This window comes from Pseudonocardia hydrocarbonoxydans (assembly GCF_006539565.1).
GTDB classification, from domain to species: domain Bacteria; phylum Actinomycetota; class Actinomycetes; order Mycobacteriales; family Pseudonocardiaceae; genus Pseudonocardia; species Pseudonocardia hydrocarbonoxydans.
In genome coordinates this window covers 19,667-44,039 of sequence record NZ_BJNG01000013.1, presented here as the reverse complement: position 1 = coordinate 44,039, position 24,373 = coordinate 19,667, and the positions used below count along the sequence as shown (strand labels likewise).

Here is a 24,373-nt window from a genome sequence, read left to right as displayed (position 1 = left end):
CGTCGAGCAGGGCGCCGTCGGCGGCGGCGGCCGCGGCGGCGACGCCCGCGGCCCGGGCCCCCGGGTCGCTCCCCTCGGCGAGCACCCGGTCGGCGGCCTCGATGGCGGCGACGGCGTCACCGCGGGCCCAGGCCTGCTCGGCCAGGGCCGCGTCACCCGTGTCGTCGATCGACGGCGCGGTCACGGGTGTGTCCCGGGTTGCGGTGTTCGGCATGGCTACTACCCCTCTGAAGCGGTGTCAGGCCCATGCTGGTGCGGCGACGGCCACCGGTCCGTGTACGCGGACACGCTCCGATGTGTCCGTCGCGACCCGCTACGTAGGAGGACGACCCCGACGGGTTGATACTCCGTCCGTCCTGGGGGTTCAAGGGGTGCGGACGGGGTGGGGGCCGGCGGCGAGGATTCCCTCGCAGGTCCGGATGACGGTGTGGCACGCGGCGGTCGCGGAGCGCGACAGCATCGGGTTGGCGGCGTGGCGCTGCCAGCGCTCCAGCGCCCCGAACGCGGCCTGGCGCAGCTCCGCAGCGGGGGTGCCGGGCGGCAGGCCCAGCCGCGCGGCCGGTGACGCGCCGGCGTCGCCGAGCAGGCGTTCGGCCTCCTCCGCGACCGGGCGGGGCAGCCCCACGACCCCCGAGCGCAGGGCGCCGAGCAGCCGCAGCTCGGCGAACTCGTGGGCGCCGGCGAGCACGCGCTCCACCTCGCGCGCCAGCGGGCCGTCCCGCCGTGTGCCCTGCAGCAACCGGTCGACGGCGAGCAGCGCCGACCGGGCCTTGAGCAGGTCGCGGCGGCCGGTGAACTGGGTGTGCAGGACGTTCTGCAGCTCGGCGAGCCCGCTGCGGTTCACCAGTTCGGCGGCGAGGGCGTCGGGGTTGTTCGTGCCCTGCCGGATGAGCATGGCCGACAGGCGGATGCCGAACAGCCCGAAGCGGCGCACCAGCCGGTCGCGCTGCTCGGCGTCACCGCCCCGGCGGAAACGGGCCACCGACAGCAGGTCGCCGTCGAGCTCCTCGCGGGGGAGCGCGGAGAGGTCGGCGAGCGCGGTGTACTCGGCGTGGCGCAGCGTCCGCCCGGTCTGGGCGAGCAGTCCCGCCACGGCGACGACGTCCTGGCACAGGCCGCGCACCGTCGGGTCGGCCCGGTAGCGCTGGGCGATGCCGCGCGCGGAGAACATGGCGTCGACGCGGCCGCCGCCGATCTCGTCGGCCCGCGAGATCACCGCGACGGTGTTGACGGCGGTGGCCCGCGCGACGCCGCGGTCGCGGAAGGACTCCAGGAACTCGGCGTCGGCGGCGTGCAGGTGGCGCATCAGGTAGACGACGGCGTCGGCCTCGGTGGGGGTGTCGTCGTCGGGGTCGAGGAAGGCGACGGTCCGCTGGGAGGTCGACGCCGACGTCGAGGCGATGCCGGGGGTGTCGATCAGCGTGGCCGCCCGCAGGCTCTCGGAGGGCCAGTCGACGACCAGGCGCTCGACGTCGTCGGCGGGGGTGCCGGCCAGGTCGATGACCAGCGAGCCCTCCTCCCGGCGGACGGTCAGCGGCTCGGCGGCGCCCCGGTGCGGGTGCAGCACGATCCGCGGTACGTGCCCGTCGCGGTACCAGGTGACGACGCGCGTGCACTCCCCGGCGTCGGTCGGGGCGACGTTCTCGCCGACGAGGGCGTTGAGCAGCGTCGACTTGCCGGCCTTGACCTTCCCGGCGATCGCGACGCGCAGCGGCTCGTCGAGCCGGGCGAGCTGGCCCTGCAGGTGGGCGACGGTGGCGGGGTCGCCCCGGTGGGTGTCGATCGCGAGCAGCAGCACCCGGCGCGTGGCGGCGATCAGGCTCACGACGCCACGGCCTTCGCCGGTGTCGTGGCGGCGGCCGTCAGCAGGGCCCTGGCCCGCTGGCGCACCGACTCCAGCTCCGCGAGCTGCGCGTTGATCTCGGCCTGGCGCGCCGCCCGCTCGCTCTGCGACTGCTTGACCGCCCGCTCGGCGGCCTGCTGGGACTCCGCCAGCGAGCGCTTGAGCTGCTCGGCCTGCTGGGTGAAGTGGTCGCGCAGATCGCGCTGCACGGCACGGAGCCGGTCGCGGGAGTCCTTGCCGACCTGGAAGGTGACGTCGTCGACGTAGCGGCGCGCCGCGGTCTTGGCCTCGTTCTGCCTCTTGGTGACGATCCGCTTGCGCTCGTCGCCCACCGACTTGCCCGCCATCACCAGCCCCGCGCCGATGCCGAGCGGGTTGATCAGCGAGGCGAAGCCGAGGAAGGTGCCCATCATCCCGAACATCAGCATGCCCATGTACCCGCCGCGCATGCCGGTGAGCGCCTTGTTGCCGATCGACCACGTCTCCGCCTCGGGCATCTTCAGCGCCCGCACCGAGCGCAGCGCGTCGGAGGGGTCGTTGCGCAGGGCCGGCAGCAGCTGGTCGCGGTCGCTGGAGAAGTGCTCGGCGACCTTGTGGGCGAGGTGGCGGGCCCGCTGGGTGGCCCAGACGAAGTTCGCCGCCGCCGCGTTGGCGACCTCCTGCTGCACCCACCCGGAGAACTGGTCCCAGACCTTCGTCGGGTCGCCGACGGCGGCCAGCTCGTCCTCGGCGAGGCGGCTGATCTCGCGCATCCGGTCGCGCAGGTCGTAGTCGATGTCGGCGTTGAGGTCGGCGACGCCGTCGTTGAGGGTCTGCTGCCAGCGGGCCGAGCGCTCCTTGAGCGCGGTCGCGCGCTCCTGGGCCGCGGTGAGCCCGGCCATCAGCGCGGCGGCGGCCTCGGGGTCCTGCGCGGTCAGCTCGGCCCGCAGGCTGCCCGAGACCTGCTCGGTCACGGCGAGCACGTCGTGGACGACGCCGCGCCGGGCGATCCGGTCGGCCTGCCCGAGCACGCGCTTGCGGACGTAGCCCACCAGCGCCGGGAACCCGGACTCCGCGTTGGCCTCGGTGTCGCTGGTCAGCACGGCGTGCCAGCGCAGCGTCGAGGACACCTCGAACAGCTCGGCGGTGATGCCGGCCGCGGCGAGGTGCCCGCGGTTGAGCTCCGCGATGCGCCCCGCCTCCGGGTAGAGGTCGATCTTGGTCAGCACGCACGCCACCGTCGGGCAGACCGACGCGGCGTGCCGCAGGAACGCGATCTCCGGGGCCGTGTACTCCTGCGAGGCGTCGGAGACGAGCAGCACGGCGTCGGCGGAGGGCAGGGCCGACATCGTCGCCGCGCCGTGCACGGACTGGAGCCCGCCGACACCGGGGGTGTCGACGAGCTCCAGCCCCCCGGCGAGGACCGGCCGCGGCACCCCCACCTCGACGTGGCTCCAGCCCTCGCGGTTGCCCGGGTTGCCCTGCTCGCAGACGTGCGCGGCGAGGTCGGCCGCCGGGATGTCGACGCGCACGGGCTCGCTGTCGGGCCCGCCGCGGCGCACCAGCGTCACCGTCACCGTCTCCGCGTGCCGCACGACCGTCGGCACCGCGGTGGCGACGTCGTCGAACGTCGGGCACACCGGGGCCCCGACCAGCCCGTTGACGAGCATCGACTTGCCCTGCTTGAACTCGCCCACCACGAGCACCCGCACCCGGCCGTCGAGCACCCGGGCCCGCGAGATCCGCAGCCGTTCGTCGAGGTCGGGACGGTCGTACCGGGCGATGACGGACAGGGCCTCGTCGACCACCCCGGCCGGGTCGGTGCCGCTCATGGCGTCGGTCCCCCCTACACGATCGCGGCGTCGACGGGGTCGGGGTCCGGCTCGACGTCGGTCGTGAAGTCCGGCGCGTCGTCGACCTCGGGCTCCGGCTCGGCCGTGTCGGCCGGCTCCGTCGTGCCGGCCTCCTCGGCCCCGTCCCCGGTCTCGTCGGCCGGCTCCGCGTCGGGCCCGACGATGTCCTCGGTCGCGATCCCCAGCGGCGGGTTCGCCGCGCCCGCGTCGGCGGGCTCGGTCGCCTCCTGCGGGGCGTCCGGGTCCTGCGGGTCGCCCGGGCCCCCGACGACGACCTCGCCGACCTGGGTGTCGTTGTCCTCGACGTTGATCGTGTCGTTGTCGTTGATGATCGTGTCGTTGTCCTGGATCGCCGTGACGTCGTTGACGACCGACGAGCTGTCGTTGAACGAGTCGTCGATGATCGTCACGTCGTCGTCGGAGTTGAACGAGTTGTTGAAGACGACGTCGCGGTCGTCGATGGTGACGATGGTGGTCTCGGTCACCTCCGTGACGTGGAAGGTGGCCGTCGTGTGCTGGATGGCCTGGACGGGGTCGTCCCCTGCGGTGTGCCGGCCGCCCCCGGCCGCACCGCCACCGCCCCCGCCGCCCCCGCCCCCACCGCCGCCGCCGCCTCCGGAGCTGATCACCCCGGAGTCGCACATCTGCAGCTGCGCGTCGCGCACGTCCTGGCCGGTCAGCCCGTCGAGGCCGGCGGCGGTCAGCTCCTGATGCGGGTTCTGCTCGAACGCCAGGCGCTTGCCCTCGTCGCCCATGAGGCCGAGGAGGAAGTCGATCACTTGCGACAGCGCGATCACGGCTGTTCACCTCCGGGTCGGCCACCGGCCCCGCCCGCTCGTCGCGGGCGGGGCCGGTGGGGTCGCATCAGTTGATGAAGTTGGTCAGGTCCAGGTCGGCGTCGGCGTCGGCGTCCTGGTCGGAGTCGTTGTCCTGGTCCGAGTCCTGGTCGTTGTCCTGGTCGGAGTCGAAGACCTGGGTGGCGTCCGCGTCGACGTCCACGTCGGAGTCGGCGTCGCCGCCGTCACCGCCGGAGGCGTCGGCGTTGCCGCCCACCCCGCCCGCTCCGCCCACGCCGGTGCCGCTGGCGTCGCCGGTGTCGCCGAAGTTGATGTTGACGCCGTCGCCGCCGCCCTGGGAGATGCCGCCCGAGGTGCCGCCGATGCCGAGGCCGGCCCCGCCGCTGGCGTCGCCGCCGACGGCGATGCCGCCGTCACCGGCGTTGCCGCCCTCGGTGTTGGTGGCGGTGGTGACGTCCTGGTCCTGGTCGCCGACCTGCGTGGTCTCCTGGTCGGAGACCTGCGCGCTCTGGTTCTCCTGGTCGGTGTCCTGCAGGAGGTTCTGGTCGAGGTCGAGGTCCTCGTTGAGGTTGGCGATGAAGCTCTCGACGTTGAACGAGCCGGTCATGGTGTGCTCCCTGTGTCTGGTGTCCTGCGGTGTCTGGTGTCTCGCACTTGCGGTGGCGCCGTCTGCGCCCACCGGCGCTGCGTCCGGTTGCCGAGAACGATGGGCTCCGGGGGCACCCCCGCGGATCCGGGCGCCCCCCTGTTCCGCCGCCGCCGCGTACCGGGATCCCGGCCCGGACCCCGGGCGTACTAGGGGATCCCCCCGGTATTTCCGGCCGCGGTGTACCTCGCGCCGGGATGCTGACGTCTGTTCCCCATGACGTCGGCTCCCCGGCGTACCAGTCGCGAACGGGCACGGAGGAAACCGATGTACCAGCTGGGTGTGGACCTGGGCACGACGTGGTCGGCGGCCGCCGTCTGCCGGGACGGCGCCCGCACGGCCGAGCCGGTCCCGCTCGGCGAGCACGGCCACGCCGTCGCCTCCGCCGTGTTCGCCGGTGCCGACGGGTCGCTGCTGCTGGGCGAGGCCGCCGAGCGGCGCGCCCTGTCCGACCCCGACCGCGTCGTGCGCGAGTTCAAGCGCCGCATCGGCGACCCGACGCCCGTGCTCGTCGGGCGCGAGCCGGTGCCCGCCGAGGTGCTCGCGGCCCGGTTCATCACCGCGCTGGTGCGCCAGGTGTCGCAGCGCGAGGGCGCCCCGCCGTCGCGGATCGCGGTCACCCACCCGGCGGGCTGGGGCCCGCACAAGATCACCGCTCTGCGGTCCGCGCTCGACGACCACGGCGTCGGGCCGGTGGTGCTGCTCACCGAGCCCCAGGCCGCGGCCGTCGGCTACGCCAGCGCCGAGCGGGTGGAGCCCGGCTCCGTCGTCGCCGTCTACGACCTGGGCGGCGGCACCTTCGACGCGGCCGTGGTGCGCAAGGACCCCCGCGGCGGGTTCGCCCTGCTCGGCAGCCCCGAGGGCATCGAGCGCCTGGGCGGAATCGACTTCGACGAGGCCGTGTTCACCCACGTCCGCGAGGCCCTCGGCGAGGCCTGGGCGGAGCTCGACGGCACCGACCCCTCGGTGCTGGAGGCCGTCGCGCGGCTGCGCCGGGAGTGCACCGCGGCCAAGGAGGGGCTCTCGGTCGACACCGTCGTGCACGTGCCGGTGATGCTGCCCGGGCTGCACACCCGCGTGCGGCTGGGCCGCGCCGAGTTCGAGGACATGATCCGTCCCGCCGTCGCCGAGACCGTCGACGCGCTGGCGCGGGCCCTGGAGTCCGCCGACGTCGCCCCCGCCGACCTCGCCGCCCTGCTGCTGGTCGGCGGATCGTCACGGATCCCGCTGGTCACCGAGCTGGTGTCGGCCGGGATCGGCCGGCCCGCCTCCGTCGACGCCGATCCCAAGGGCGTCATCGCGGCCGGTGCGGCGCTGGTCGCGCGGGGCCTGGCGCCCGTGGCCGAGGCGCTGGACGCGCACGGTGCGGGCGCGGTCTCCCTGGACGACCGGCCGCCGGCGCGGGAGGCCGCGCTGCGCGACGGGGCCGTCCGCGACGCCACGTTCCGGGACGCCGCCTACCGGCAGGCCGCGACGCGCCGGGAGGCGGTGTCGCGGGGCGGCGCGCCTGCCCGGGGGGCGGGCGCTGCCGCGGCGCTCGGTGGTGCGGCGCTCGGTGGTGCGGCGCTCGGGGGTGCGGTGCCCGGGGGTGCGGTGCCCGGGGGTGCGGTGCCCGGGGGTCCGGCCGCCGGGACCGGGGGGCACCGGGCCGTAGGCGCGACCGGTGCCGCGGCGCCCGGCGCCCGGGACGCGACGGTCCGCGACGAGGTGGCCCGGCGGGCCGCGATGGACACCCGGCTCGGCCCCGCCCCCGGCGGCGCGGCACCGCTGTTCCGCGACCGCTCGGCCGACCGGCCGCCCGCCCCGGGCGACGGCCTGCCCCCCACCACGGCCCTGCGCCCACCGCCCCCGGTGCGGCCGATCTCCGAGGGAGCGGCCCGCCGGGAGATCCCGCGCCGGCTGCTCGCGGTCGTCGCCGCCTCGGTGCTGGCCGCGGCGGTGGCGGGCGGGGCGATCGCGTTCGCGAGCCGCCCGGCCTCGGGCGCCGCCGCGGCGACGCCCGAACCGGTTCCCGCGGGCCGCTCGGAGGCGGCCACGCCGTCGCCGTCGCTGCTGCCCTCGACCTCGGTCGAGGCCCCGGCGCCCGCGCCCGCGCCCGCCCCGGCCCCCGCGCCGGCCCCGCGGACGACGCAGCGCACCGCCGCGCCGCCCACCCCGGCCCCGCCCCCGCCGACGACGCAGCCCCCCACCACCGAGCCGACGACCGAGGCGCCGCCGACCACCGAGGCCCCGCCCACGACCGAGGCGCCGACCACGTCGGCGGCCGCGGGAGGCACCGAGGGTGCGGGCGTCGGCGGGACCGATCCGCTCGGCGTCGGGGACCCGGCGGCGGCCGTCGCCGAGGGGGCGGCCTGAGGTCCGGATCGGATCTGGCCCCGTCACCCGATCGGGTGGGAGACTCCGGCACCTGTCGCTGCCCATCTCCCCCGGGGAAGGTCGCATGCCCGAGCCCGAGGAGTTCCTCGCGAGCCTCGACGACGCCGGGCGCGCCGCCCTGGCCGCGCGCGGCCGGCACCGGCGCTGGCCGGCCGGGTCGTCGCTGTTCCTGGAGGGTGACCGGTCGAGCACCGTGGTCGTCGTGGTGAGCGGGCGCGTGAAGGTCTTCTCGATCACCGAGCAGGGCGAGGAGGTTCTGCTCGCCGTCCGCGGGCCGGGTGCGCTGCTCGGCGAGCTCTCCGCCGTCGACGGGTCGGCGCGCGGCGCCTCGGTGGCCGCGCTGGAGCCGGTGGTGGCGCTCGTGGTCCCCGGGCCGGACTTCGAGGCGTTCCTGAACACCCATCCCGGGGCCGCGATGGTGTTGCTGCGGCTGGTCACCTCCCGCCTGCGCGACGCCGACCGCAAGCGCGTCGAGTTCGGGGCGTTCGACATCGCCGCGCGCGTCGCCGGCCGCCTGGTCGAGCTGGCCGACCGGTTCGGCGAGCCCGCGCCGGACGGCGTCCGCATCCCCGTGCCGCTCTCGCAGGACGAGCTCGCCGGGTGGGTCGGGGCGTCGCGGGAGGCCGTCGCGAAGGCGCTGCGGGTGCTGCGCGACCGCGGCCTGCTCACCACCGGGCGGCGCACGATGACCGTCCTCGACCTCGACGGACTGCGCAGGAGGGCCAGTGGCTGACCGTTCCCGCGGGGTTCCCGCCCGGGTCGTGGTGTGGGCCTTCCACCTGGCGCTGCCGCTGGCCGGGCTGTGGCTGCTGCTCGCGGTGCCCGCCGCCGACGTCCGGCTCGAACACCATCCCACGCACTTCTGGCTGATCGCGCTCGCCGCCGCGCTCAACGTCGGGCTCGCCGTGCTGGTCGCGCGGGCCGCCCGCCGCCACGACGACGCCCGGCTGCTGCTGGTCGGTCTGGCCTTCCTCGCCGCTGCGCTGTTCCTCGGCCTGCACGCCCTGGCCACGCCCGGGGTGCTGCTGGGCAGCCGCAACGGCGGGTTCGCCCTCGCCACCCCGGTCGGGCTCGCGCTGGCCGCGCTGTTCACCGCGGCGTCGGCGCTGGACCTGCCGTGGGCCACGGTGCTGCGCCTCGCGCCCTGGCTGCGCCGCGGCCTGCTCGGCGTCGCCGCGCTGTGGGGCGTGGTGTCGCTGGCCGGGCTGCCGCCGCTGGCCGACCCGGCGATCGCGGAGGAGCTGTCGGGCCCGCTGGTGGCCGTGGCCGCCGTCGCCGTGCTGCTGTACGCCGTGGTGGCCGTGCGCTACCTGCAGCTCTACCGGCGCCGCCGCTCGGTGATGCTGCTGTCGATCCTGACGGCCAACGTGCTGCTGGCCGAGTCGATGATCGCCGTCGTGCTCGGCCCGAGCTGGCACCTCACCTGGTGGCTGTGGCACGTGCTGATGGCCGTCGCCTTCGGCTACATCGCCTACAGCGCCTACGCCGGCTACCAGGCCGAGGGCGCCACCACCGGCCTGTTCGACGGCGTCCGCACCGAGGAGACGGTGCAGGCGGTGCGCCAGGAGTACGGCGCCGCGCTGGAGGCACTGGTGTCGGCGGTGCGCCGGCAGGAGGCCGGGGAGATCTCCGCCGACGAGATGGCGCTGATCACCGCGGGCATGGCGGCGCGGTTCGGCCTCACCGAGGGCCAGACGGCCGTGCTGGGGCGCGCCGCGTCCGCGCTGCGCGGGGAGCGCGAGCAGATCGGGCGCCTCGGCGTGCTGGTCGCGATCGGGCACGAGTCGCGCGTCGGCCTGGCCGAGGACGACCTGCTGCGCCGCGCCGTCACCCGCGTCGCCGACGGGTTCGACGGCCACGCCGTGCGGATCGGCCTGCTCGCCGACGGCGAGCTGACCTACCCCGAGGCCCTGTCCACCGATCCCGCCTGGACCGCGGAGGTCGCGCTGCCCGACGGCCTCGACCCGGTCGAGACCGGCGACGACGTGCTCGCCTGCCCGCTGACCGTCAAGGACCTGCCGGCGGGTGTGCTGCTCGTCCGGCGCAGCGGTGGCTTCACCGACCGCGACCGCTCGCTGCTCGCCTCGCTGGCCAGCCAGCTGTCGATGGGCCTGGAGAACGCGCGGCTCTACCACCAGCTCGACGGGCTGTTCCGCCAGTACATGTCGCCCGACGTCGCCACCGCGCTGCTCGCCGACCCGACGCAGGCCGCGCTCGGCGGGGCGGTCGTCGAGGTCACGGCGGTGTTCGCCGACCTGCGCGGGTTCACCACGTTCTCGGAGCAGGCGACGCCCGAGGAGATCGTGGTCCTGCTCAACCGCTACTTCGAGATCGCCACCGCCGCGGTGCTGGCCGAGGGCGGCACGGTGGTGCAGTTCGTCGGCGACGCCATGATGGCGCTGTTCAACGCCCCCACCCGCCAGCCCGACCACGCGCTGCGCGCCGCCCGCGCCGCGCTCGCCATCCAGTCCGGCATCGCCGGGATCGCCGACGACGACGGCCCGACCTTCCGCATCGGGGTCAACACCGGGCCCGCGCTCGTCGGCAACATCGGCAGCACGGCGCTGCGCAACTTCAACGCGATGGGCGACGCGGTGAACGTCGCGGCCCGGCTGGAGTCGGCGGCCGAGCCCGGGCAGGTCGTGATCGGGGAGTCGACGCGGCTGCTGCTGCCCGACGACGTCCTCGTCGAGCCGATGGGGGAGCTGACGGTGAAGGGCCGGACCGGGCCCGTCACGGCGTTCCGGCTGCGGGCGCCGGCCCCCGCACCGGTCGACGCGTAGGCGGGGCTCCGTGTCGATGTACACGTTCGCAGCTGTAGTCCTACCGCCGCGGCCGCGGGCCGCGGCGGGACCGTGTGCGGGAACCCGCCGACATGCCAGGGGACGGACGAGATGACGAGGTACGCACCACTGCTCACGCTGGGGGCCGTCGCCGTGCTCGGCGGCGTGCTGTTCGCCGTCGACGTGCTCAACGATCCCGCGCAGGCCCCGCCCGCCCCGGCGGCGGCGGCCGCCCCCGCCGCCGCGCCCGCGGCCGAGGCGCCACCGGCGCCGGAGGCCCCCGCCGTCGCGGAGGCGGTCTGGGCCGGGCGCTCCTCGGGCGACGAGGTGACCGTCGCGATCGCGGTGAAGGACGGCCGCGCGGTCGCCTACGTCTGCGACGGCGACCGGGTGGAGGCCTGGCTGGAGGGCACGCTCACCGGCTCGGAGCTCGCACTCACCGGCGGCGACGGGGCCGAGCTCACCGGCACCGTCGACGGGACGGCGGCGTTCGGCCAGGTCGCCGTCGGCGGCGCGCAGTGGCCCTACGCGGCACAGGTCGTGCAGGCCCCCGAGGGCCTCTACGACGGGCGCGCCAACATCGACGGCGTCGCCGTCCGGATCGGCTGGATCGCCCTCGACGGCACCGTCACCGGCGGCGCCCGGGCCGCGGGCGAGGTCGTCGCGGCGCCCCCGTTCGACCCCGCGGCGCCCGGTTCGACCGTCCTGGACGGCGAGGCCGTCACCGTCACCGCCGTCGACGGCGCGTCCGAGGGAGTCCTCCGATGACCGAACGCCCGGCCGCGCCCGACCCCTACGCGGACCCGGTCACCCAACCGGCCCTCGCCGCTCCACCCCCGTCGTCCGTGCCCGCCGCCACGCCGCCGTCGGCGACCGGGTGGGTGCTCGCGATCGCCGCCGGCGCGCTGGTGTCCGTCGGCCTCGGGGTGTACGGGCGGCTGCACGAGCCCGCGCTGTTCGCCGTCAACATCGCGGGGTTCTCCAGCAGCCTCGCGGCCAAGTCGTGGCTGGCGACGATCGCGTTCGTGCTCGCGCTGGTCCAGCTCGTCTCGGCGCTGGTCATGTACGGGCGGATCCCGGTCCGCGCCCCGTCCTGGACCGGTGCGCTGCACCGCTGGTCGGGCCGCGCGGCGGTGCTGGTGACGGTGCCGGTCGCCGTGCACTGCCTCTACGCGCTCGGGTTCGAGTACCACGAGCCGCGGATCCTCGTGCACTCGCTGTTCGGCTGCTTCTTCTACGGGGTGTTCATCACCAAGATGCTGCTGCTGACCCGCAAGGACACCCCGAAGTGGTCGCTGCCGGTGTTCGGCGGCGCGGTGTTCACCGCGCTGGTCGTGCTCTGGCTGACGTCGTCGGTGTGGTACTTCGGCACCCGGGGGATCAGGTTCTGATGGAGCCGCTCATGACGACCCCGGTCGGCCGCCGTGCCGTGCTCGCCTCGGCCTGCGGCATCGCCTGCGCCGCCGCGCTCTCCGGCTGTGCCGGGTACGGTCCCGGCCGGCCCCGGGCGGTCCCCCCGCCGCCGCCGGGCACCCCGCTCGCGGCCGTTGCGGACGTCCCCGTCGGCGGCGGGGTGATCCTCGCCGACCGGGACACCGTGGTGACCCAGCCGGTCGAGGGGGAGTTCCGGGCGTTCTCGGCCACCTGCACGCACGAGGGCTGCCTGGTCGCGACCGTCACCGACACGATCAACTGCACCTGCCACGGCAGCACCTACGCGGTGGCCGACGGCTCGGTGGTGGCCGGCCCCGCCCCGAGCCCGCTGGCCGAGCGGGCGGTCATGGTGACCGACGGGACGGTCGTGTCGGCCTGATCCCCGCGGGGTGGTTCAGGCACCGGCGAGGGTGTCGCGCTGCGCGGCCACGAACGCGGCGTCCACCGGGTCGCCGTGGCCGGGGACCACCACCGCCGGGCCCAGCGCGAGCAGGGCGTCCAGGGTGGCGGGCCACTCGGCGGGCACCGAGTCCGGCCCGACCGACGGCGGGGCGCCCTGCTCGACGAGATCGCCCGCGAAGACCACGCCGTCGACGTGCACCACCAGGTCGTGGTCGGTGTGGCCGCGGCCCGGCCGCCGCAGCGCGACGGCGCGTCCGCCGAGCTCGAGCACGGCCGGGGCGTCCGCGTCGGGGAGCGGGGGGTCGGTGCGGGCCAGCGCGTCGGCGGTCGCGTCGTCGCCCCGGTCGCGGTAGTACGCCGACCACTCCGCCCGCTGCGCCGCAGCCGTCGCGGCGATCGCCGCCCGGCAGGCGGGGTGGGCGTACACCGGGCACGGCAGGAACGCCGCGGTGCCGAAGCAGTGGTCGAAGTGGGCGTGGGTGATCGTGACGGCGAGCGGCAGCGCCGTCACCGCCCGCACCGCCGCGGCCCACTCCCGGCCCTGGACCGCGTCGCCGCGGGTGTCGACGACCAGCGCCCGCTCGCCCCCGAGCACCAGGCCGACGGTGAGGTCCAGCTCGCGGTAGCGCCGCGCGAGCACCCCGTCACCGACCTCCACCCACCGCCCGTCCACACCGGCGCACGCTAGTCACACCGCGCGCGGTCGCACACCGCCCGTGCGGTCGCACACCGCCCGGGCTCTCGCACACGCCGGGACGTGTGCGACAGCCCGGAACCTGTGCGAGGACCCCGCTGTCGAGCTCCGCGGCCAGGTCGACGTCGGCGCCGAACCCGTCGGCCACCAGCTCGCGTCCGGAGGCCAGGCCGCCCAGCACACCGCGCAGACCACGGGCCCGGGCCGCGACGAACAGGTCGACGGCGGCGTCGGCCTCGGGGGAGCGGTCGTCCAGCGACGCCGCGATCGCCCCGGCGCCCGGTGCGTCCTCGACGGCCACGCGCATCGCGCCGTCCGCCCACCGCTCCCCGGCCGCCACGATGCCACCGGCCCGTCGACCTCGCGCAGGGCCGCGGCCGTCGCCGTGGCGTTGCGCAGGCACCCGGCGACCAGCTCGACGCCCGGCCGCACCGCCGCGCACAGCGTCGCGCCGTTGGGGGAGGCGAGCGCGATGCGCGCCCCCGGGGCCAGACCCACCAGCGACGACGACCACAGCGGCGCAGTCCGCGCGCAGCAGAGCGACCCCCTCCGGCCACCACTCCAGCCGGTCGCGATGGGCCCGCCGGCGGTGCTCGGCGCGCATCACCGACGCACGGTGGTCACGCCCCCCGCCGTCGCACACGGTCCAGGCCCTCGCACAGGCCGGGACGTGTGCGACCGCCCGGAACCTGTGCGAGAGCGAGCCACCGTGGGGTGTGCGCGTCACTGCACGAGGGCCGGCTCGTCGGAGGGGGCGGCGACGGCGGGGGAGTCGAACTGGGTGCGGTGCAGCTCGGCGTAGCGCCCGCCCGCGGCGAGGAGCTCGCCGTGGGTGCCGCGCTCGACGACCCGGCCGGCCTCCAGCACCAGGATCAGGTCGGCCGCGCGGATCGTGGACAGCCGGTGGGCGATGACGAGGGCGGTGCGGCCCTCCAGCGCCGCGGCCAGCGCCTCCTGCACGGCGGCCTCCGAGGTGGAGTCGAGGTGGGCGGTGGCCTCGTCGAGCACCACCACCCGCGGCGAGACCAGCAGCAACCGGGCGATCGTGAGCCGCTGGCGCTCCCCGCCGGAGAGCCGGTACCCGCGCTCGCCGACGACGGTGTCGAGCCCGTCGGGCAGCGACGCGACGAGGTCGGCGAGGCGGGCCCGGCGCAGCGCCGACCAGATCTCCTCCTCGTCGGCGCCGGGACGGGCGAGCAGCAGGTTGGCCCGGATCGACTCGTGGAACAGGTGCCCGTCCTGGGTGACCAGCCCGACGGCACCGCACAGGTCGTCGAAGGAGAGCTCGCGCACGTCGACCCCGCCGATGCGCACCGACCCGGAGTCGGTGTCGTAGAGCCGGGGCAGCAGTTGGGCGATCGTCGACTTCCCCGCCCCGGACGAGCCGACCAGCGCGATCATCGCCCCGGCCGGGGCCCGGAAGGAGACCCCGTGCAGCACCTCCTCGCCGCCGCGCGCGTCGAGCCGGGCCACCTCCTCCAGCGACGCCAGCGACACCTTGTCGGCCGAGGGGTAGGCGAAGCGCACCGCGTCGAACTCGACCGACAGCGGCCCGTCGGGCAGCGGGGAGGGGTCGGCGGGCTCCGCGATCAGGGGTGTGAGGTCGAGGATCTCGAAGACCCGCTCGAAGCTGACCAGCGCGGTCATGACGTCGAGCCGGGCGCCCGCCAGGGCCGTCAGCGGCGCGTAGAGGCCGGTGATCAGCAGCGACAGGGCCACGACGTCGCCGGTGGCCATCGAGCCGGTGAGGGCGAGGACGCCGCCCAGGCCGTAGACCAGGGCCAGTGCCAGCGCCGAGACCAGCGTGAGCGCGGTGACGAAGACCCACTGCACCATCGCGGTGCGGACGCCGATGTCGCGCACCCGCGCCGCCCGCGCCACGAACTCCGCCGTCTCCTCGGCCGGGCGGCCGAACAGCTTGACCAGCGTGGCGCCGGGCGCGGAGAAACGCTCGGTCATCTGCGTGCCCATCCGCGCGTCGTGCTCGGCGGCCTCGCGCTGCAGCACCGCGAGCCGCCGCCCGACCCGGCGGGCGGGCAGCACGAACACCGGCAGCAGCACCAGCGCGAGCAGCGTGACCTGCCAGGACAGCGTGAGCATCACCCCGAGCGTGAGCGCCAGCGTGACGAGGTTGCCCACCACCCCGGACAGCGTGTCGCTGAACGCCCGCTGCGCCCCGATGACGTCGTTGTTGAGCCTGCTCACCAGCGCTCCGGTGCGGGTGCGGGTGAAGAAGGCGACCGGCTGGCGCTGCACGTGGTCGAACACCGCGGCGCGCAGGTCGAGGATCAGCCCCTCGCCCAGGGTGGACGACAGCCAGCGCTGGGCCACCCCGAACCCGGCCACGGCGACGGCGATGACCGCGATCAGCCCCGCCAGCCCGACCACGACGCCGGCCGGGCCGCCGGTGACGATCGCGTCGACGACCCGCCCGGCGAGCACCGGGGTGGCCACACCGAGCGCCGCGCCCACGACGCTGAGCACCAGGAACAGCGCCAGGCGGCGCCGGTGCGGCCGGGCGAACCCGGCGATCCGGCGCAGCGTGGCGCGGGAGAACGGCCGCCGCTCGTCGTGGGCGTGCGCGGCCTGGTACATCGAGTGCCAGGCCACCATCTCCATGCTCATGTCGGGCTCCCCTGCGTGGTGGTCGGGCCCAGTGTGGCCGCGGACCCTGACAGTTCTAGGACCTGAACCGCGGTTCAGGTCAAGTTCCGGTCCACCGGGATCGCGCGATCTCTGACAACCTGACGCCGTGACGACGAGCGAGCGCCCCTCCCGGGGCCGAGGCAGCGCCATCGGCGACGGCGTGACCTGGACGGCCCGCTGGAGCCTGCGGCTGATCCTGGTGGCGGGCGGGGCCGTGCTGGTCTGGCTGCTGGTGGGGGCGCTGTGGTCGGTGGTGCTGCCCACGCTGCTGGCGGTCATCCTGGCGACGGTGCTGTGGCCGCCCACGGCGTGGCTGCGCCGGCACCGCTTCCCGCCCGCGCTCGCCGCCGCCACCGTCCTGCTGGTCGGGATCGTGCTGCTGGGCCTGCTGATCACGCTGATCGGCACGTCGGTCGCGGGCAGCGTCTCCCAGATCGCGGCCAGCGCGACGACGGGCATCCAGGCCATCCGCGACTGGCTCGCCGGCCCCCCGCTCGACCTGGGCCAGAGCCAGCTCGACGAGTACATCCAGCAGGCCACCGCCCAGCTGCAGCAGAGCGTGTCGACGATCGCGACGAGCGTGGTCACCGGCGTCGGCGGCGTCGCCTCGGGCGTGGTCACGGCGATCCTGACGCTGGTGCTGGCGTTCCTGTTCGTCAAGGACGGCCCGCGGTTCCTGCCCTGGATCCGCACGGTCGCCGGCGACGGGGCGGGCGGGCACGTCGCCGAGGTGCTGCGCCGGATCTGGAAGACCCTCGGCGACTTCATCCGCACGCAGGCGATCGTCAGCCTGGTCGACTCGGTGCTGATCGGGGCCGGCCTGTTCATCCTCGGGGTGCCGCTGGCCCTGCCCCTGGCCGTGCTGACGTTCCTCGCCGGGTTCGTGCCGATCGTCGGCGCGATCGTGGCGGGGGCGCTCGGGGTGCTGGTGGCGCTGGTCAGCAACGGGTTCACGACCGCGCTGATCGTCCTGGTGATCATCGTGGCGGTGCAGCAGATCGAGGGCAACGTGCTGCAGCCGATGCTGCAGTCGCGCAGCCTGGGCCTGCACTCCGCGGTCGTGCTGCTCGCCGTCACCGGTGGCAGCACGCTCTACGGGATCGCGGGCGCGTTCCTCGCGGTGCCCGCGGTGGCCGCCGCGGCGGTGGTCCTGCGGTATCTGGGCGAACGGGTCGACGAGCGCACCGGTGTGGCGGGCACGCCGGACGCCTCGTCCGAGGACCCCGGCCCGGCCACCTACACCGACGGCCCGACGCCCCCCGAGGACGCGGTGGACGCCCCCGACGACGAGCCGGGCGAGGCCGTCGAGAAGCCCGGGTGATCACCGCTAGGCTCCCCGCGTCGCCGCCCACGGGGGTGGCCCCGCGCGAAGGGCGCATGTCATGAGTCCGGTGGACGAGATCCTGTCGCAGATCCCGATGAGCCAGCTGGCCGGCCGGCTCGGGGTGGACGAGAAGACCGCGGAGCAGGCCACCCGGCAGGCGCTGCCGGCGCTGCTGGGCGGTATCCAGGCCAACACCGACGACCCCGGCGGCGCGTCGTCGTTCGCGAACGCGGTCGCCCGCCACGACGCCGGGCTGGTGGCGGGCGGGGTCGACCTGGCGCAGGTCGACACCGCCGACGGCGACAAGATCGTCGGACACGTCTTCGGCGCCCAGCGCGGTCAGGTCGTCCAGCAGCTCGGCGCGGGCGCGCCCGGTGGCAAGGTGGGCCAGGACCTCATCGCCCAGCTGCTCCCCATCCTCGCCCCGATCGTCATGTCGTGGCTGGCCTCGAAGCTGACCGGGGGCGCCGCGGCGGCGCCCGCCCCCACTCCGCAGGCCCCCGCGGGCGGTGGCATCGGCGACGTCCTGGGCGGCATCCTCGGCGGCGTGCTGGCCGGTGGCGGCGGCCAGGGCGGCGCCCCGAACATCGGCGACCTGCTCGGCGGCCTGCTGGGCGGTGGCCGCCGGTAGCTACACGACCACGCGCATCGGGCGGCCCCGGTCGTCGGTGCCCGGGCCCAGCACCTCGTGGGTGCCGTCGGCGAAGCGGCGGGCCGACCAGGCCGCGGCGAGGGCGTCGAGCACGTCGTCGAGACGGGCGCCCGCGGGCAGGTCGGCCAGCGCGGCGGGGGTGTCGAGCCAGCGGTGCAGCGCCGCGATCCGCTGGCCGCCGCCGCGGGCCGTCTTCTTCGACGCGAACGCGACGTCGGGCGCGATCCGGCGCAGCGCAAGCTCCGGGTGCACCTCGACGACGTGCGGCGGCCGGTCGGCCACGGCGTCCCAGTCGAGGATCTTCGGTCCGATGTGGAAGCTCTGCAGGCTGATCGCGCGGCCGGTGAGCCGCCGCGCCACGGCGCACGCGGCGGCGTGGGTGGGCGCGGCCAGCACCTCCCGTGGCGGGGCGGGGAACACCGAGGAGCGGGCCCGGCCCAGCGCCCGGGCCGTCGCGTCGTCGCAGGCCCGGCGCCCGCCACCGGCGGGGAGCCCGAGCGGGATGTCGACGCCGACCGCGGTGCACCCGGCGGTCACCGCGAGCACGGCCGCGGCGTCGGGCACCACCGACCACTCCACGCGCCCGCCCGTCACCCGGGCGACCACCCACCCCCCGGGAACCCCGTCGACCCCGGCCACCGCGCTCATGGGGCAGGATCATCCCGTGCGCGTCTACCTCGGCTCCGACCACGCCGGCTTCGAGCTCAAGGGCAAGCTCATCGAGCACCTGAGCACGCTGGGCCTCGAGCCGATCGACATCGGCCCGTTCACCTACGACCCCGACGACGACTACCCGCCGTTCTGCATCGAGACGGCCCTGCAGACCGTCGCCGACGCCGAGAGCCTGGGCGTCGTCATCGGCGGGTCGGGCAACGGGGAGCAGATCGCGGCCAACAAGGTGCCCGGCTGCCGCGCCGCGCTCGCCTACAACGACGAGACCGCGCGCCTGGCCCGCGAGCACAACGACGCCCAGGTGGTGGCGATCGGGGCGCGGATGCACATCCTGGAGGAGTCGCTCTCCATCGTCGAGACGTTCCTGACCACCGGGTTCTCCGACGACCCCCGCCACCGTCGGCGCATCGAGATGCTCACCGCCTACGAGAGCACCGGCGAGTCCCCCGGCGTGCCCGAGTAATGCCCGAGGGCCACACGCTCCACCGGCTGGCCCGGACGCACCACCGGCGCTGGGTCGGCCACGAGGTCGCGGTCAGCAGCCCGCAGGGCCGGTTCGCCACCGGGGCGGAGATCGTCGACGGCCGGGTTCTCGAACGCGCCGAGGCCCACGGCAAGCACCTGTTCCACCACTACGGCCCGGACCTGGTCGTGCACGTCCACCTCGGCCTGTACGGGAAGTTCAGCAGCGTCAAGGTGCCCGCCGACGCCCCCCGCGGGCAGGTGCGCATGCGCGTCGTCGGGCCGACGCACTACGGCGACCTGCGCGGCCCCACCACCTGCGAGCTGATCGCCGACCACGAGGCCGACGCGGTGCACGCCCGGCTGGGGGCCGACCCGCTGCGCGCCGACGCCGACCCGGACCGGGCCTGGGCCCGCATCTCCCGCTCCCGCGCGCCCCTGGCCACGCTGCTCATGGACCAGACGGTGATCGCGGGCGTCGGCAACGTCTACCGGGCCGAGGCGCTGTTCCGGCTCGGCCTCGACCCGTTGCTGCCCGGCCGGGCGCTGGACCGCCCCACCTGGGACGCCCTGTGGGCCGATCTCGTCGACATGCTGCGCGACGGCGTGCGGCGCGGGAAGATCGAGACGCTGCGGCCCGAGGACGACCCGCGCATGCAGGACGTGCCCGACCGCGGCGCCCTGTGCGCGCGGCGGGTGTACGCCTACCGCCGCACCGGGCGGCCGTGCCTCATCTGTGGCACGCCGATCGCCCACGAGAAGCACCTGGCGCGCAACCTGTTCTGGTGCCCCACCTGTCAGCCGTCCACCGGCGCGGCGTGACCCGTCCGAACGGTCACGCTCCGTGATCGGTTCGCGCCGCGCCGGCATGCCGGACGGGGCGGGTCCGCGCCGCCCGGGCACGGACGGCGCGGACCCGGGCCGGTGACGAGAGGGGGCCGCCACCGGCCGGGAACGGGCGCGGGAACCGCTGCCCGACTTCCCGACCGTGACTCGGCGACGGTGATCGCACCGTTACCTCCGGACGGCCCGCCACGACGACACGCAGTGACCGGGCGCCGGGGTGCCCCGACGACCGGTGAACGGCACCGACCGTCCGTCCGGCCGTGCGTGCCGGTCCGGAGCGCGGCTACGCCGGGACCGGGGGGACCCCGCCGGTCGCCAGCTCGGCGAGATGGCGGATGGAGCAGGGGAACCGCTCGCGGTGCGCGGAGTGGCCGCGACACCACCCGTCGGCAGCCGGGGAGTGCTCGGCGAGCAGTTGCGCGACGAGGGCGGGGGAGCCGGCGAGCTGCTCCGCGCACTCGGTGAACAGATCCATCGCCATGCCGACTCCCTCGTGGGTGCACCCGCACCCGGTCGTCGACGTCCGTGCACTGCGGGCCGACCGGTTCGGGCACCGGGACACGAGCAACCGAACGTCGCAACCGCGGCCGTCCGGGTTCACCCGGGGGCCGCACGGTGTCACCGGTTCGGCCCTGTGCCGGGGACGGCGGGGCGGCGCCGGATCAGGCGGGCCAGGGCTGCCCGGGGTCGAGGTGGGTCGGCAGCCCGAACTCCGGGAACAGCCGGGGGTCGATGAAGCTGTGCTGGGCCGCGATGAGGTCGCCGCGGAACTCCAGCAGCTGGATGCCCCACGGGTCGTGCCCGCCGCGGCCGTCGGGGCGGTAGGAGCCGAACCCGGACAGGCCGTTGGCCCGCACCGGCAGCAGCCGTGACCCCTCGCAGCCCGCCCCCGGCCCGACGAACCAGCGGGCCAGCTCGTCGCGCCCCTGGATCCACAGCTCGTAGGGCGGCATCGAAAGCACCGCGTCCTCGTGCAGCAGCGCGACCAGCCCGGCGACGTCGTAGCTCTCGAACGCGGTGAGGTAGCGACCCAGGAGCACCTGCTGGTCGGCCGTGACGGGTGCGGTGCGCTCGACGTCGCGCGCGGCGAGGGTGGCGCGCGCCCGCTGCAGCGCACTGTTGACCGAGGCCACCGACGTCTCCAGCAGCTCGGCCACCTCGCTCGCCTGCCAGGCCAGCACCTCCCGCAGGATCAGCACGGCCCGCTGCCGGGCCGGGAGGTGCTGGAGCGCGGCGACGAAGGCGAGCCGCACGCTCTCCTTCGCCGCCGTGAGCTCGGCCGGATCGGCGGTGGTGGGCAGCACCCGGTCGTCGGGCATCGGGCCGACCCACTCGTGGTCGGCCCGCTTCGTGTCGGTGAACGACTCGACCCGCGACGCCGGCCCCAGGTCGACCGGGCGGGCCCGGCGCTTCTGGCTGCGCAGCATGTCGAGGCAGACGTTGGTGGCGATCCGGTAGAGCCAGGACCGCACGGCCGAGCGGCCCTCGAAGCCGTCGGCCTTGCGCCAGGCGCGGACCATCGTCTCCTGCACCGCGTCGTCGGCCTCGAAGGCGGAGCCGAGCATCCGGTAGCAGTAGCCGGTGAGCTCGCGGCGGTAGCGCTCGAGCTCCTCGGGGGCAACGTCGGCGGGGGTGGTCGTCGTCACGTCGGCGACCCTACCGCCGACCCCCGACATCCCTGCGCGGAAATCCGCACCGGTCGGGCCGGGACCGCGTCGGCGGCGCGGCTCAGCCGCTCAGGATCTGTGCGGCGGTGCGCGTGGTCGCCCGGCCCGGCCCGCGCCGGAACGCCCACGTCGACCAGGCGTAGCCGGCGACGGCGATCGCGACGCACCACGCCACCGCGAGCAGCGCGGTGCCGGCGTCGGGGGTGCCGGTGAGCAGCCCGCGCATCGTCTCGTTGATCGGGGTGAACGGCTGGTGCTCGACGAACCACCGCATCCCGGCGGGCACCGACCCCACCGGTACGAACGCGCTGGAGAGCACCGGCAGGAAGTGCCCGATCTGGGCGAACCCGTTGGCGCCCCCGGGGCTGCCCCCGACCAGCCCGAACGCGACGCCCAGCCACGTCATCGCCGTCGCCAGGAGCACCGTCAGCCCCAGCGCGCCGAGCCACCCCAGCGGCCCGGCGTCCGGCCGGAAGCCGAGCAGCAGGGCCAGCGCGAGCGTCAGCGCGACGCTGACGAGGGTGCGCAGCACCGCCCCGGCCGCGGTGCCGTGCAGCACGGCGGACTGCGCGATCGCCATCGTCCGGAACCGGTCGATGACGCCCTCGGTCAGGTCCATGCTGACGCCGACGGCCGTGCTCGCCACGCCGGAGGCGATCGCCATGACGAGGATGCCCGGCGCCAGGTAGTCGACGTAGGTGAGGCCGCCGGGCAGCGCGGTGCCCAGCGCCCCGCCGAACACCCCGACGAAGATGAGCAGGAAGAACACCGGCACGAGCAGCCCGCTGACGGTGATCAGCGGGTTGCGCAGCGAGTGCGTGATGTCGCGGCGCAGCATGGTCAGCGAGTCGGTGATCATCGGTGGCTCCCGGTGAGGGCGAGGAAGACGTCGTCGAGGTCGGGGGTGTGCACGGTCAGGCCGGCCACCGCGTCGGGGTCGAGCCGGTCGAGCAGGGCGCGCAGCGAGCGGACGTCGCCGTCGCCGGGCACGTCCAGGGTGAGCGCGTCGTCGTCGCGGGCCCCGTCGACGGCGCGCGCGGCCCGCTCCAGCGCCGCGGCGTCGGCGAAGCGCAGCCGCACGTGCCCGCCCGGGACGTGCCGTCACCGTCCCGGACCTGTACGACGGCGCGGTGTTCGACACGCTCGACGCCGGCGTCGCCCATGCCCACGGGATCGGCTTCGGCACCGTGCTCGAGCGCGGTCGGCGGGCCGTCGAGGGGCTGCCGGCCGGGCTCGTCGCCGTCGGGATGTCGCTGGGCGCGCTGCCCGCGCAGGAGCTGGCGCAGACCCGCCCCGGCGCGCTCGGGGCGGTGCTGCTGCACGGCTGCGTCCCGCCGTCGGAGTTCGGCGGGTGGCCGCCGGGGCTGCCGCTTCAGGTCCACGTCATGGCCGACGACGAGCTCGGCGACGTCGACGAGGCGCGCGAGCTGGTCGCCGGCGTCGACGGGGCGGAGCTGCACCTCTACCCCGGCGGCGACCACCTGTTCACCGACGCGAGCCTGCCCGTGCACGACGCGGCGGCCACCGACCTGGTCGTCGGGCGGATGCTCGGGTTCCTGGCCCGCAGCTGACCACCCCGCATCAGTTCAGACGCGCGGTGAGGTGGACCTCCACGTCGTCCCCGTCACCCTTGCCGATCGCCCGGCGGACGGGGGCGGCCACCGGGAGCTTGTGGGTCCCGTCGCCCAGGGCCATGAACGCACCGGTGAACGGGTGGCCGTCGACGGTGCCGGCGACCTTGACCAGGCCTCGCGTGCCGAAGATCCGGGCCGAGTCCGGCAGCTGGACGCAGGTCCAGGTGTCGCCCGGGCGTACCCGGCCCAGCCGGGCGGTGAAGGTGATGTCCAGGTCCCCGGCGCTCATGACGCCGGCCCGCCGGTCGGCACGCCCGAGACCGTCCGGGCCCCCACGTCGGTGCGCAGCCCGCACCCCGGCACCCCGGTGGAGAACCGCGACGCCCAGTCCTGGTCCGTCGCCGGGACCGGCACGCTCGGCACCCTCGTCGTCATCGTCATACCGGTGAGACGTCGGGGCGGATCGGAACTCATCTGCCCTGCGCCGACCCGTCAGGAGACGCGGAAGACCGGCCAGCCGATCTCGGTGCGCCACGCCGCGGGATCGCGCGCGTCCCGGGGGCCGACGAGGTAGACCTCGCGCACCGGCCCGGCCACCGACATCGCGTTCTCCACCACCCACGTCCCGAGCTCGCCGTAGGTGACCTCGATGCCGTCGTGCTCGCCGGCGTGGGTGGTGACGGCCAGCTCCGCGGCGGGCAGGACCGCGGGGTGCACGCGTCCGGTGCTGGGCGGCGCCGCGGTCGGCAGGTAGACGAGCGCGTGCCCGCGCTCCCGCTCGAACAGGGCGTTGTCGTAGCTGCCGCCCGGCGGCCCGGTCACGGCGGCGCCGACGGCCGCCTCCAGCTCGGCCATCGCCCCGGCGAACCAGGCCGCGACGTCGCCGTGCCCGACCACGGCCTCCACCGCCGCGACCGTCCGCGCGGGCTCCGCCCGCAGCTCGACCTCGATCGGCGCGGGATCGGGCCGGAGCAGGCGGCGCAGCGACACGACCGCGGCCCGGGTGCGGTCGAGCGCGTCCTCCAGGCGGCGCAGGTGGTCCGCGACCAGGGCCGCCCGGACACCGGGATCGGGGGTCCGCAGGATCCGCTGCACGTCGTTCAGGGGGACGTCGAGCTCGCGGAGCCGGTGGATGACCTGCGCGGTCGGAATCTGGTCGACGCCGTAGTAGCGGTAGCCGGTGGTCCCGTCCACCACGGCGGGCTCCAGCAGGGCCGCCTCGTGGTACCGGCGCAGCGTCCGCACGCTGAGGTGGGTCAACCGCGAGAACTCCCCGATGGTCAGCACCCGCGCATTCTGGACGCTCCACCCGGGGGAGGGTCCACGGCTTGACCCTCCCGCGCCGGGAGGACGCACGGTGTCCTCATGACACAGCACACCGACCTGACCTCCGACCTCCTCCCGGCCACCGTGCGCGGCTTCATGGCCGCCCACATCGCCCGCGACGCCGGCCTCTCCTCGTACCTCGCCGAGGACGTCGTCGTCGTCGACCAGGGCGAGACCGTCCGCGGCCCGCAGGCCCACACGTTCCTGCGGGACGCCGGGTCCGAGTTCGAGTACACGACCGAGCAGACCGGCGCCCACCGCGTCGACGACACCCACTGGGTGGTGACCGTGCGGATCGAGGGCTCCTTCCCCGGCGGCGTCGCCGAGCTCGACTACCGGTTCACGCTGCGCGACGACCTCGTCGCCGAGCTCGTCATCGCCAACCACGCGGCCTGAC

At 75.7% G+C, this 24,373-nt stretch carries 27 protein-coding genes and 1 pseudogene; 12 read left to right on the top strand and 16 right to left on the bottom strand.

Going from position 1 to position 24,373, the window contains the following annotated elements:
* The 5 genes from PHY01_RS26270 to PHY01_RS06865 form a co-directional block, all read right to left on the bottom strand.
* Positions 1–184, bottom strand: a 184-nt coding sequence (locus PHY01_RS26270) for a hypothetical protein (RefSeq protein WP_218030048.1), incomplete at its 3' end; no start/stop codon positions are given.
* Positions 185–364: 180 nt separating this feature from the next.
* Positions 365–1,825: a dynamin family protein gene (locus PHY01_RS06885; protein ID WP_141277687.1), complete on the bottom strand. Its 1,461-nt coding sequence runs from the start codon at positions 1,823–1,825 to the stop codon at positions 365–367.
* Positions 1,822–3,654 (bottom strand): dynamin family protein, encoded by a 1,833-nt coding sequence (locus tag PHY01_RS06880; protein WP_141277686.1) that lies wholly within the window; start codon positions 3,652–3,654, stop codon positions 1,822–1,824. Before PHY01_RS06880 ends, PHY01_RS06885 begins: the two co-directional genes overlap by 4 nt.
* A gap of 14 nt (positions 3,655–3,668) precedes the next feature.
* Positions 3,669–4,472 carry an IniB N-terminal domain-containing protein gene (locus tag PHY01_RS27910; protein WP_218030047.1) on the bottom strand — a complete coding sequence of 268 codons (804 nt, stop codon included), beginning with the start codon at positions 4,470–4,472 and terminating at the stop codon, positions 3,669–3,671.
* A 67-nt stretch (positions 4,473–4,539) separates the two neighbouring features.
* Positions 4,540–5,079: a hypothetical protein gene (locus tag PHY01_RS06865; protein ID WP_141277684.1), complete on the bottom strand. Its 540-nt coding sequence runs from the start codon at positions 5,077–5,079 to the stop codon at positions 4,540–4,542.
* Between the two features lie 306 nt (positions 5,080–5,385).
* Here PHY01_RS06865 and PHY01_RS27030 point away from each other — a divergent pair, with 306 nt between their 5' ends.
* The 6 genes from PHY01_RS27030 to PHY01_RS06835 all read left to right on the top strand — a co-directional run bounded on the left by PHY01_RS27030 (position 5,386) and on the right by PHY01_RS06835 (position 12,090).
* Positions 5,386–7,473: an Hsp70 family protein gene (locus tag PHY01_RS27030; RefSeq protein WP_218030046.1), complete on the top strand. Its 2,088-nt coding sequence runs from the start codon at positions 5,386–5,388 to the stop codon at positions 7,471–7,473.
* 85 nt (positions 7,474–7,558) lie between these two features.
* Positions 7,559–8,227, top strand: a complete 669-nt coding sequence (locus PHY01_RS06855; protein WP_141277683.1) for a Crp/Fnr family transcriptional regulator — start codon at positions 7,559–7,561, stop codon at positions 8,225–8,227.
* The gene (locus PHY01_RS27025) at positions 8,220–10,277 is read left to right on the top strand and encodes an adenylate/guanylate cyclase domain-containing protein (RefSeq protein ID WP_218030045.1); all 2,058 of its coding nucleotides are present in this window, start codon (positions 8,220–8,222) and stop codon (positions 10,275–10,277) included. The genes PHY01_RS06855 and PHY01_RS27025 overlap by 8 nt, the downstream gene beginning before the upstream one ends.
* A gap of 111 nt (positions 10,278–10,388) precedes the next feature.
* The gene (locus tag PHY01_RS26265; protein WP_170183673.1) at positions 10,389–11,045 is read left to right on the top strand and encodes a hypothetical protein; all 657 of its coding nucleotides are present in this window, start codon (positions 10,389–10,391) and stop codon (positions 11,043–11,045) included.
* Positions 11,042–11,668 (top strand): DUF6529 family protein, encoded by a 627-nt coding sequence (locus PHY01_RS06840; protein WP_170183672.1) that lies wholly within the window; start codon positions 11,042–11,044, stop codon positions 11,666–11,668. Before PHY01_RS26265 ends, PHY01_RS06840 begins: the two co-directional genes overlap by 4 nt.
* An 11-nt stretch (positions 11,669–11,679) precedes the next feature.
* Positions 11,680–12,090 (top strand): Rieske (2Fe-2S) protein, encoded by a 411-nt coding sequence (locus PHY01_RS06835; RefSeq protein WP_141277682.1) that lies wholly within the window; start codon positions 11,680–11,682, stop codon positions 12,088–12,090.
* A gap of 15 nt (positions 12,091–12,105) precedes the next feature.
* Here the strand turns inward: PHY01_RS06835 and PHY01_RS06830 are convergent, their stop codons facing one another.
* From PHY01_RS06830 to PHY01_RS06820, 3 genes are all read right to left on the bottom strand, one after another.
* Positions 12,106–12,786 carry an MBL fold metallo-hydrolase gene (locus PHY01_RS06830; RefSeq protein ID WP_141277681.1) on the bottom strand — a complete coding sequence of 227 codons (681 nt, stop codon included), beginning with the start codon at positions 12,784–12,786 and terminating at the stop codon, positions 12,106–12,108.
* Positions 12,758–13,147, bottom strand: coding sequence for a 2-phosphosulfolactate phosphatase (locus tag PHY01_RS26840; protein WP_141277680.1), 390 nt, complete (start codon positions 13,145–13,147; stop codon positions 12,758–12,760). The genes PHY01_RS06830 and PHY01_RS26840 overlap by 29 nt, the downstream gene beginning before the upstream one ends.
* A gap of 383 nt (positions 13,148–13,530) precedes the next feature.
* Complete coding sequence (locus PHY01_RS06820) at positions 13,531–15,432, bottom strand: ABC transporter ATP-binding protein (RefSeq protein WP_141277679.1); 1,902 nt, start codon at positions 15,430–15,432, stop codon at positions 13,531–13,533.
* A 127-nt stretch (positions 15,433–15,559) separates the two neighbouring features.
* On the opposite strand from PHY01_RS06820, the gene PHY01_RS06815 reads away from it, so the two are divergent.
* Together PHY01_RS06815 and PHY01_RS27905 are read left to right on the top strand one after the other, a co-directional pair.
* Positions 15,560–16,774 (top strand): AI-2E family transporter, encoded by a 1,215-nt coding sequence (locus tag PHY01_RS06815; RefSeq protein ID WP_141277678.1) that lies wholly within the window; start codon positions 15,560–15,562, stop codon positions 16,772–16,774.
* A 61-nt stretch (positions 16,775–16,835) separates the two neighbouring features.
* On the top strand, positions 16,836–17,408 hold the full coding sequence (locus tag PHY01_RS27905) for a DUF937 domain-containing protein (RefSeq protein ID WP_141277677.1): 573 nt from the start codon (positions 16,836–16,838) through the stop codon (positions 17,406–17,408).
* Here PHY01_RS27905 and PHY01_RS06805 read toward each other — a convergent pair whose 3' ends face one another.
* On the bottom strand, positions 17,409–18,077 hold the full coding sequence (locus PHY01_RS06805) for a DUF429 domain-containing protein (protein WP_141277676.1): 669 nt from the start codon (positions 18,075–18,077) through the stop codon (positions 17,409–17,411).
* Between the two features lie 16 nt (positions 18,078–18,093).
* Here PHY01_RS06805 and PHY01_RS06800 point away from each other — a divergent pair, with 16 nt between their 5' ends.
* Positions 18,094–18,564, top strand: a complete 471-nt coding sequence (locus tag PHY01_RS06800) for a ribose-5-phosphate isomerase (protein WP_141277675.1) — start codon at positions 18,094–18,096, stop codon at positions 18,562–18,564.
* Positions 18,564–19,385 carry an Fpg/Nei family DNA glycosylase gene (locus PHY01_RS06795; protein WP_141277674.1) on the top strand — a complete coding sequence of 274 codons (822 nt, stop codon included), beginning with the start codon at positions 18,564–18,566 and terminating at the stop codon, positions 19,383–19,385. Before PHY01_RS06800 ends, PHY01_RS06795 begins: the two co-directional genes overlap by 1 nt.
* A 307-nt stretch (positions 19,386–19,692) precedes the next feature.
* Here PHY01_RS06795 and PHY01_RS06790 read toward each other — a convergent pair whose 3' ends face one another.
* The 4 genes and pseudogenes from PHY01_RS06790 to PHY01_RS06775 form a co-directional block, all read right to left on the bottom strand.
* On the bottom strand, positions 19,693–19,890 hold the full coding sequence (locus tag PHY01_RS06790; protein WP_141277673.1) for a hypothetical protein: 198 nt from the start codon (positions 19,888–19,890) through the stop codon (positions 19,693–19,695).
* A 181-nt stretch (positions 19,891–20,071) separates the two neighbouring features.
* On the bottom strand, positions 20,072–21,055 hold the full coding sequence (locus PHY01_RS06785; RefSeq protein ID WP_246085746.1) for a sigma-70 family RNA polymerase sigma factor: 984 nt from the start codon (positions 21,053–21,055) through the stop codon (positions 20,072–20,074).
* Positions 21,056–21,137: 82 nt separating this feature from the next.
* On the bottom strand, positions 21,138–21,935 hold the full coding sequence (locus tag PHY01_RS06780) for an ABC transporter permease (RefSeq protein ID WP_218030043.1): 798 nt from the start codon (positions 21,933–21,935) through the stop codon (positions 21,138–21,140).
* Positions 21,932–22,177 (bottom strand): annotated as a pseudogene (locus tag PHY01_RS06775) (ABC transporter); the annotation flags it as partial. The gene PHY01_RS06780 and the pseudogene PHY01_RS06775, both read right to left, overlap by 4 nt.
* Before the next feature lie 29 nt (positions 22,178–22,206).
* Between PHY01_RS06775 and PHY01_RS06770 the strand changes: the two are divergent.
* A complete protein-coding gene (locus PHY01_RS06770) occupies positions 22,207–22,647 on the top strand; it encodes a dienelactone hydrolase family protein (RefSeq protein ID WP_218030042.1) in 441 nt (146 codons plus the stop codon).
* A gap of 10 nt (positions 22,648–22,657) precedes the next feature.
* Here PHY01_RS06770 and PHY01_RS06765 read toward each other — a convergent pair whose 3' ends face one another.
* The 3 genes from PHY01_RS06765 to PHY01_RS06760 form a co-directional block, all read right to left on the bottom strand.
* A complete protein-coding gene (locus tag PHY01_RS06765) occupies positions 22,658–22,939 on the bottom strand; it encodes a DUF1905 domain-containing protein (protein WP_141277670.1) in 282 nt (93 codons plus the stop codon).
* On the bottom strand, positions 22,936–23,064 hold the full coding sequence (locus tag PHY01_RS27900) for a hypothetical protein (RefSeq protein ID WP_281283598.1): 129 nt from the start codon (positions 23,062–23,064) through the stop codon (positions 22,936–22,938). The genes PHY01_RS06765 and PHY01_RS27900 overlap by 4 nt, the downstream gene beginning before the upstream one ends.
* Before the next feature lie 78 nt (positions 23,065–23,142).
* Positions 23,143–23,937, bottom strand: coding sequence for a MerR family transcriptional regulator (locus tag PHY01_RS06760; protein WP_141277669.1), 795 nt, complete (start codon positions 23,935–23,937; stop codon positions 23,143–23,145).
* Between the two features lie 78 nt (positions 23,938–24,015).
* Between PHY01_RS06760 and PHY01_RS06755 the strand changes: the two genes are divergently transcribed.
* A complete protein-coding gene (locus PHY01_RS06755; RefSeq protein ID WP_141277668.1) occupies positions 24,016–24,372 on the top strand; it encodes a nuclear transport factor 2-like protein in 357 nt (118 codons plus the stop codon).
* Position 24,373 lies beyond the last annotated feature (1 nt).

What these genes read in the sequence shown, in the direction of transcription:
- PHY01_RS06805 (WP_141277676.1), bottom strand. Translation starts at nt 18,077, where the DNA reads ATGAGCGCGGTGGCCGGGGTCGACGGGGTTCCCGGGGGGTGGGTGGTC.
- PHY01_RS27905 (WP_141277677.1), top strand. Translation starts at nt 16,836, where the DNA reads ATGAGTCCGGTGGACGAGATCCTGTCGCAGATCCCGATGAGCCAGCTG.
- PHY01_RS06780 (WP_218030043.1), bottom strand. Translation starts at nt 21,935, where the DNA reads ATGATCACCGACTCGCTGACCATGCTGCGCCGCGACATCACGCACTCG.
- PHY01_RS06855 (WP_141277683.1), top strand. Translation starts at nt 7,559, where the DNA reads ATGCCCGAGCCCGAGGAGTTCCTCGCGAGCCTCGACGACGCCGGGCGC.
- PHY01_RS06880 (WP_141277686.1), bottom strand. Translation starts at nt 3,654, where the DNA reads ATGAGCGGCACCGACCCGGCCGGGGTGGTCGACGAGGCCCTGTCCGTC.
- PHY01_RS06865 (WP_141277684.1), bottom strand. Translation starts at nt 5,079, where the DNA reads ATGACCGGCTCGTTCAACGTCGAGAGCTTCATCGCCAACCTCAACGAG.
- PHY01_RS06765 (WP_141277670.1), bottom strand. Translation starts at nt 22,939, where the DNA reads ATGAGCGCCGGGGACCTGGACATCACCTTCACCGCCCGGCTGGGCCGG.
- PHY01_RS06755 (WP_141277668.1), top strand. Translation starts at nt 24,016, where the DNA reads ATGACACAGCACACCGACCTGACCTCCGACCTCCTCCCGGCCACCGTG.
- PHY01_RS06820 (WP_141277679.1), bottom strand. Translation starts at nt 15,432, where the DNA reads ATGAGCATGGAGATGGTGGCCTGGCACTCGATGTACCAGGCCGCGCAC.
- PHY01_RS06790 (WP_141277673.1), bottom strand. Translation starts at nt 19,890, where the DNA reads ATGGCGATGGATCTGTTCACCGAGTGCGCGGAGCAGCTCGCCGGCTCC.
- PHY01_RS06835 (WP_141277682.1), top strand. Translation starts at nt 11,680, where the DNA reads ATGACGACCCCGGTCGGCCGCCGTGCCGTGCTCGCCTCGGCCTGCGGC.
- PHY01_RS06840 (WP_170183672.1), top strand. Translation starts at nt 11,042, where the DNA reads ATGACCGAACGCCCGGCCGCGCCCGACCCCTACGCGGACCCGGTCACC.
- PHY01_RS26265 (WP_170183673.1), top strand. Translation starts at nt 10,389, where the DNA reads ATGACGAGGTACGCACCACTGCTCACGCTGGGGGCCGTCGCCGTGCTC.
- PHY01_RS06795 (WP_141277674.1), top strand. Translation starts at nt 18,564, where the DNA reads ATGCCCGAGGGCCACACGCTCCACCGGCTGGCCCGGACGCACCACCGG.
- PHY01_RS27030 (WP_218030046.1), top strand. Translation starts at nt 5,386, where the DNA reads ATGTACCAGCTGGGTGTGGACCTGGGCACGACGTGGTCGGCGGCCGCC.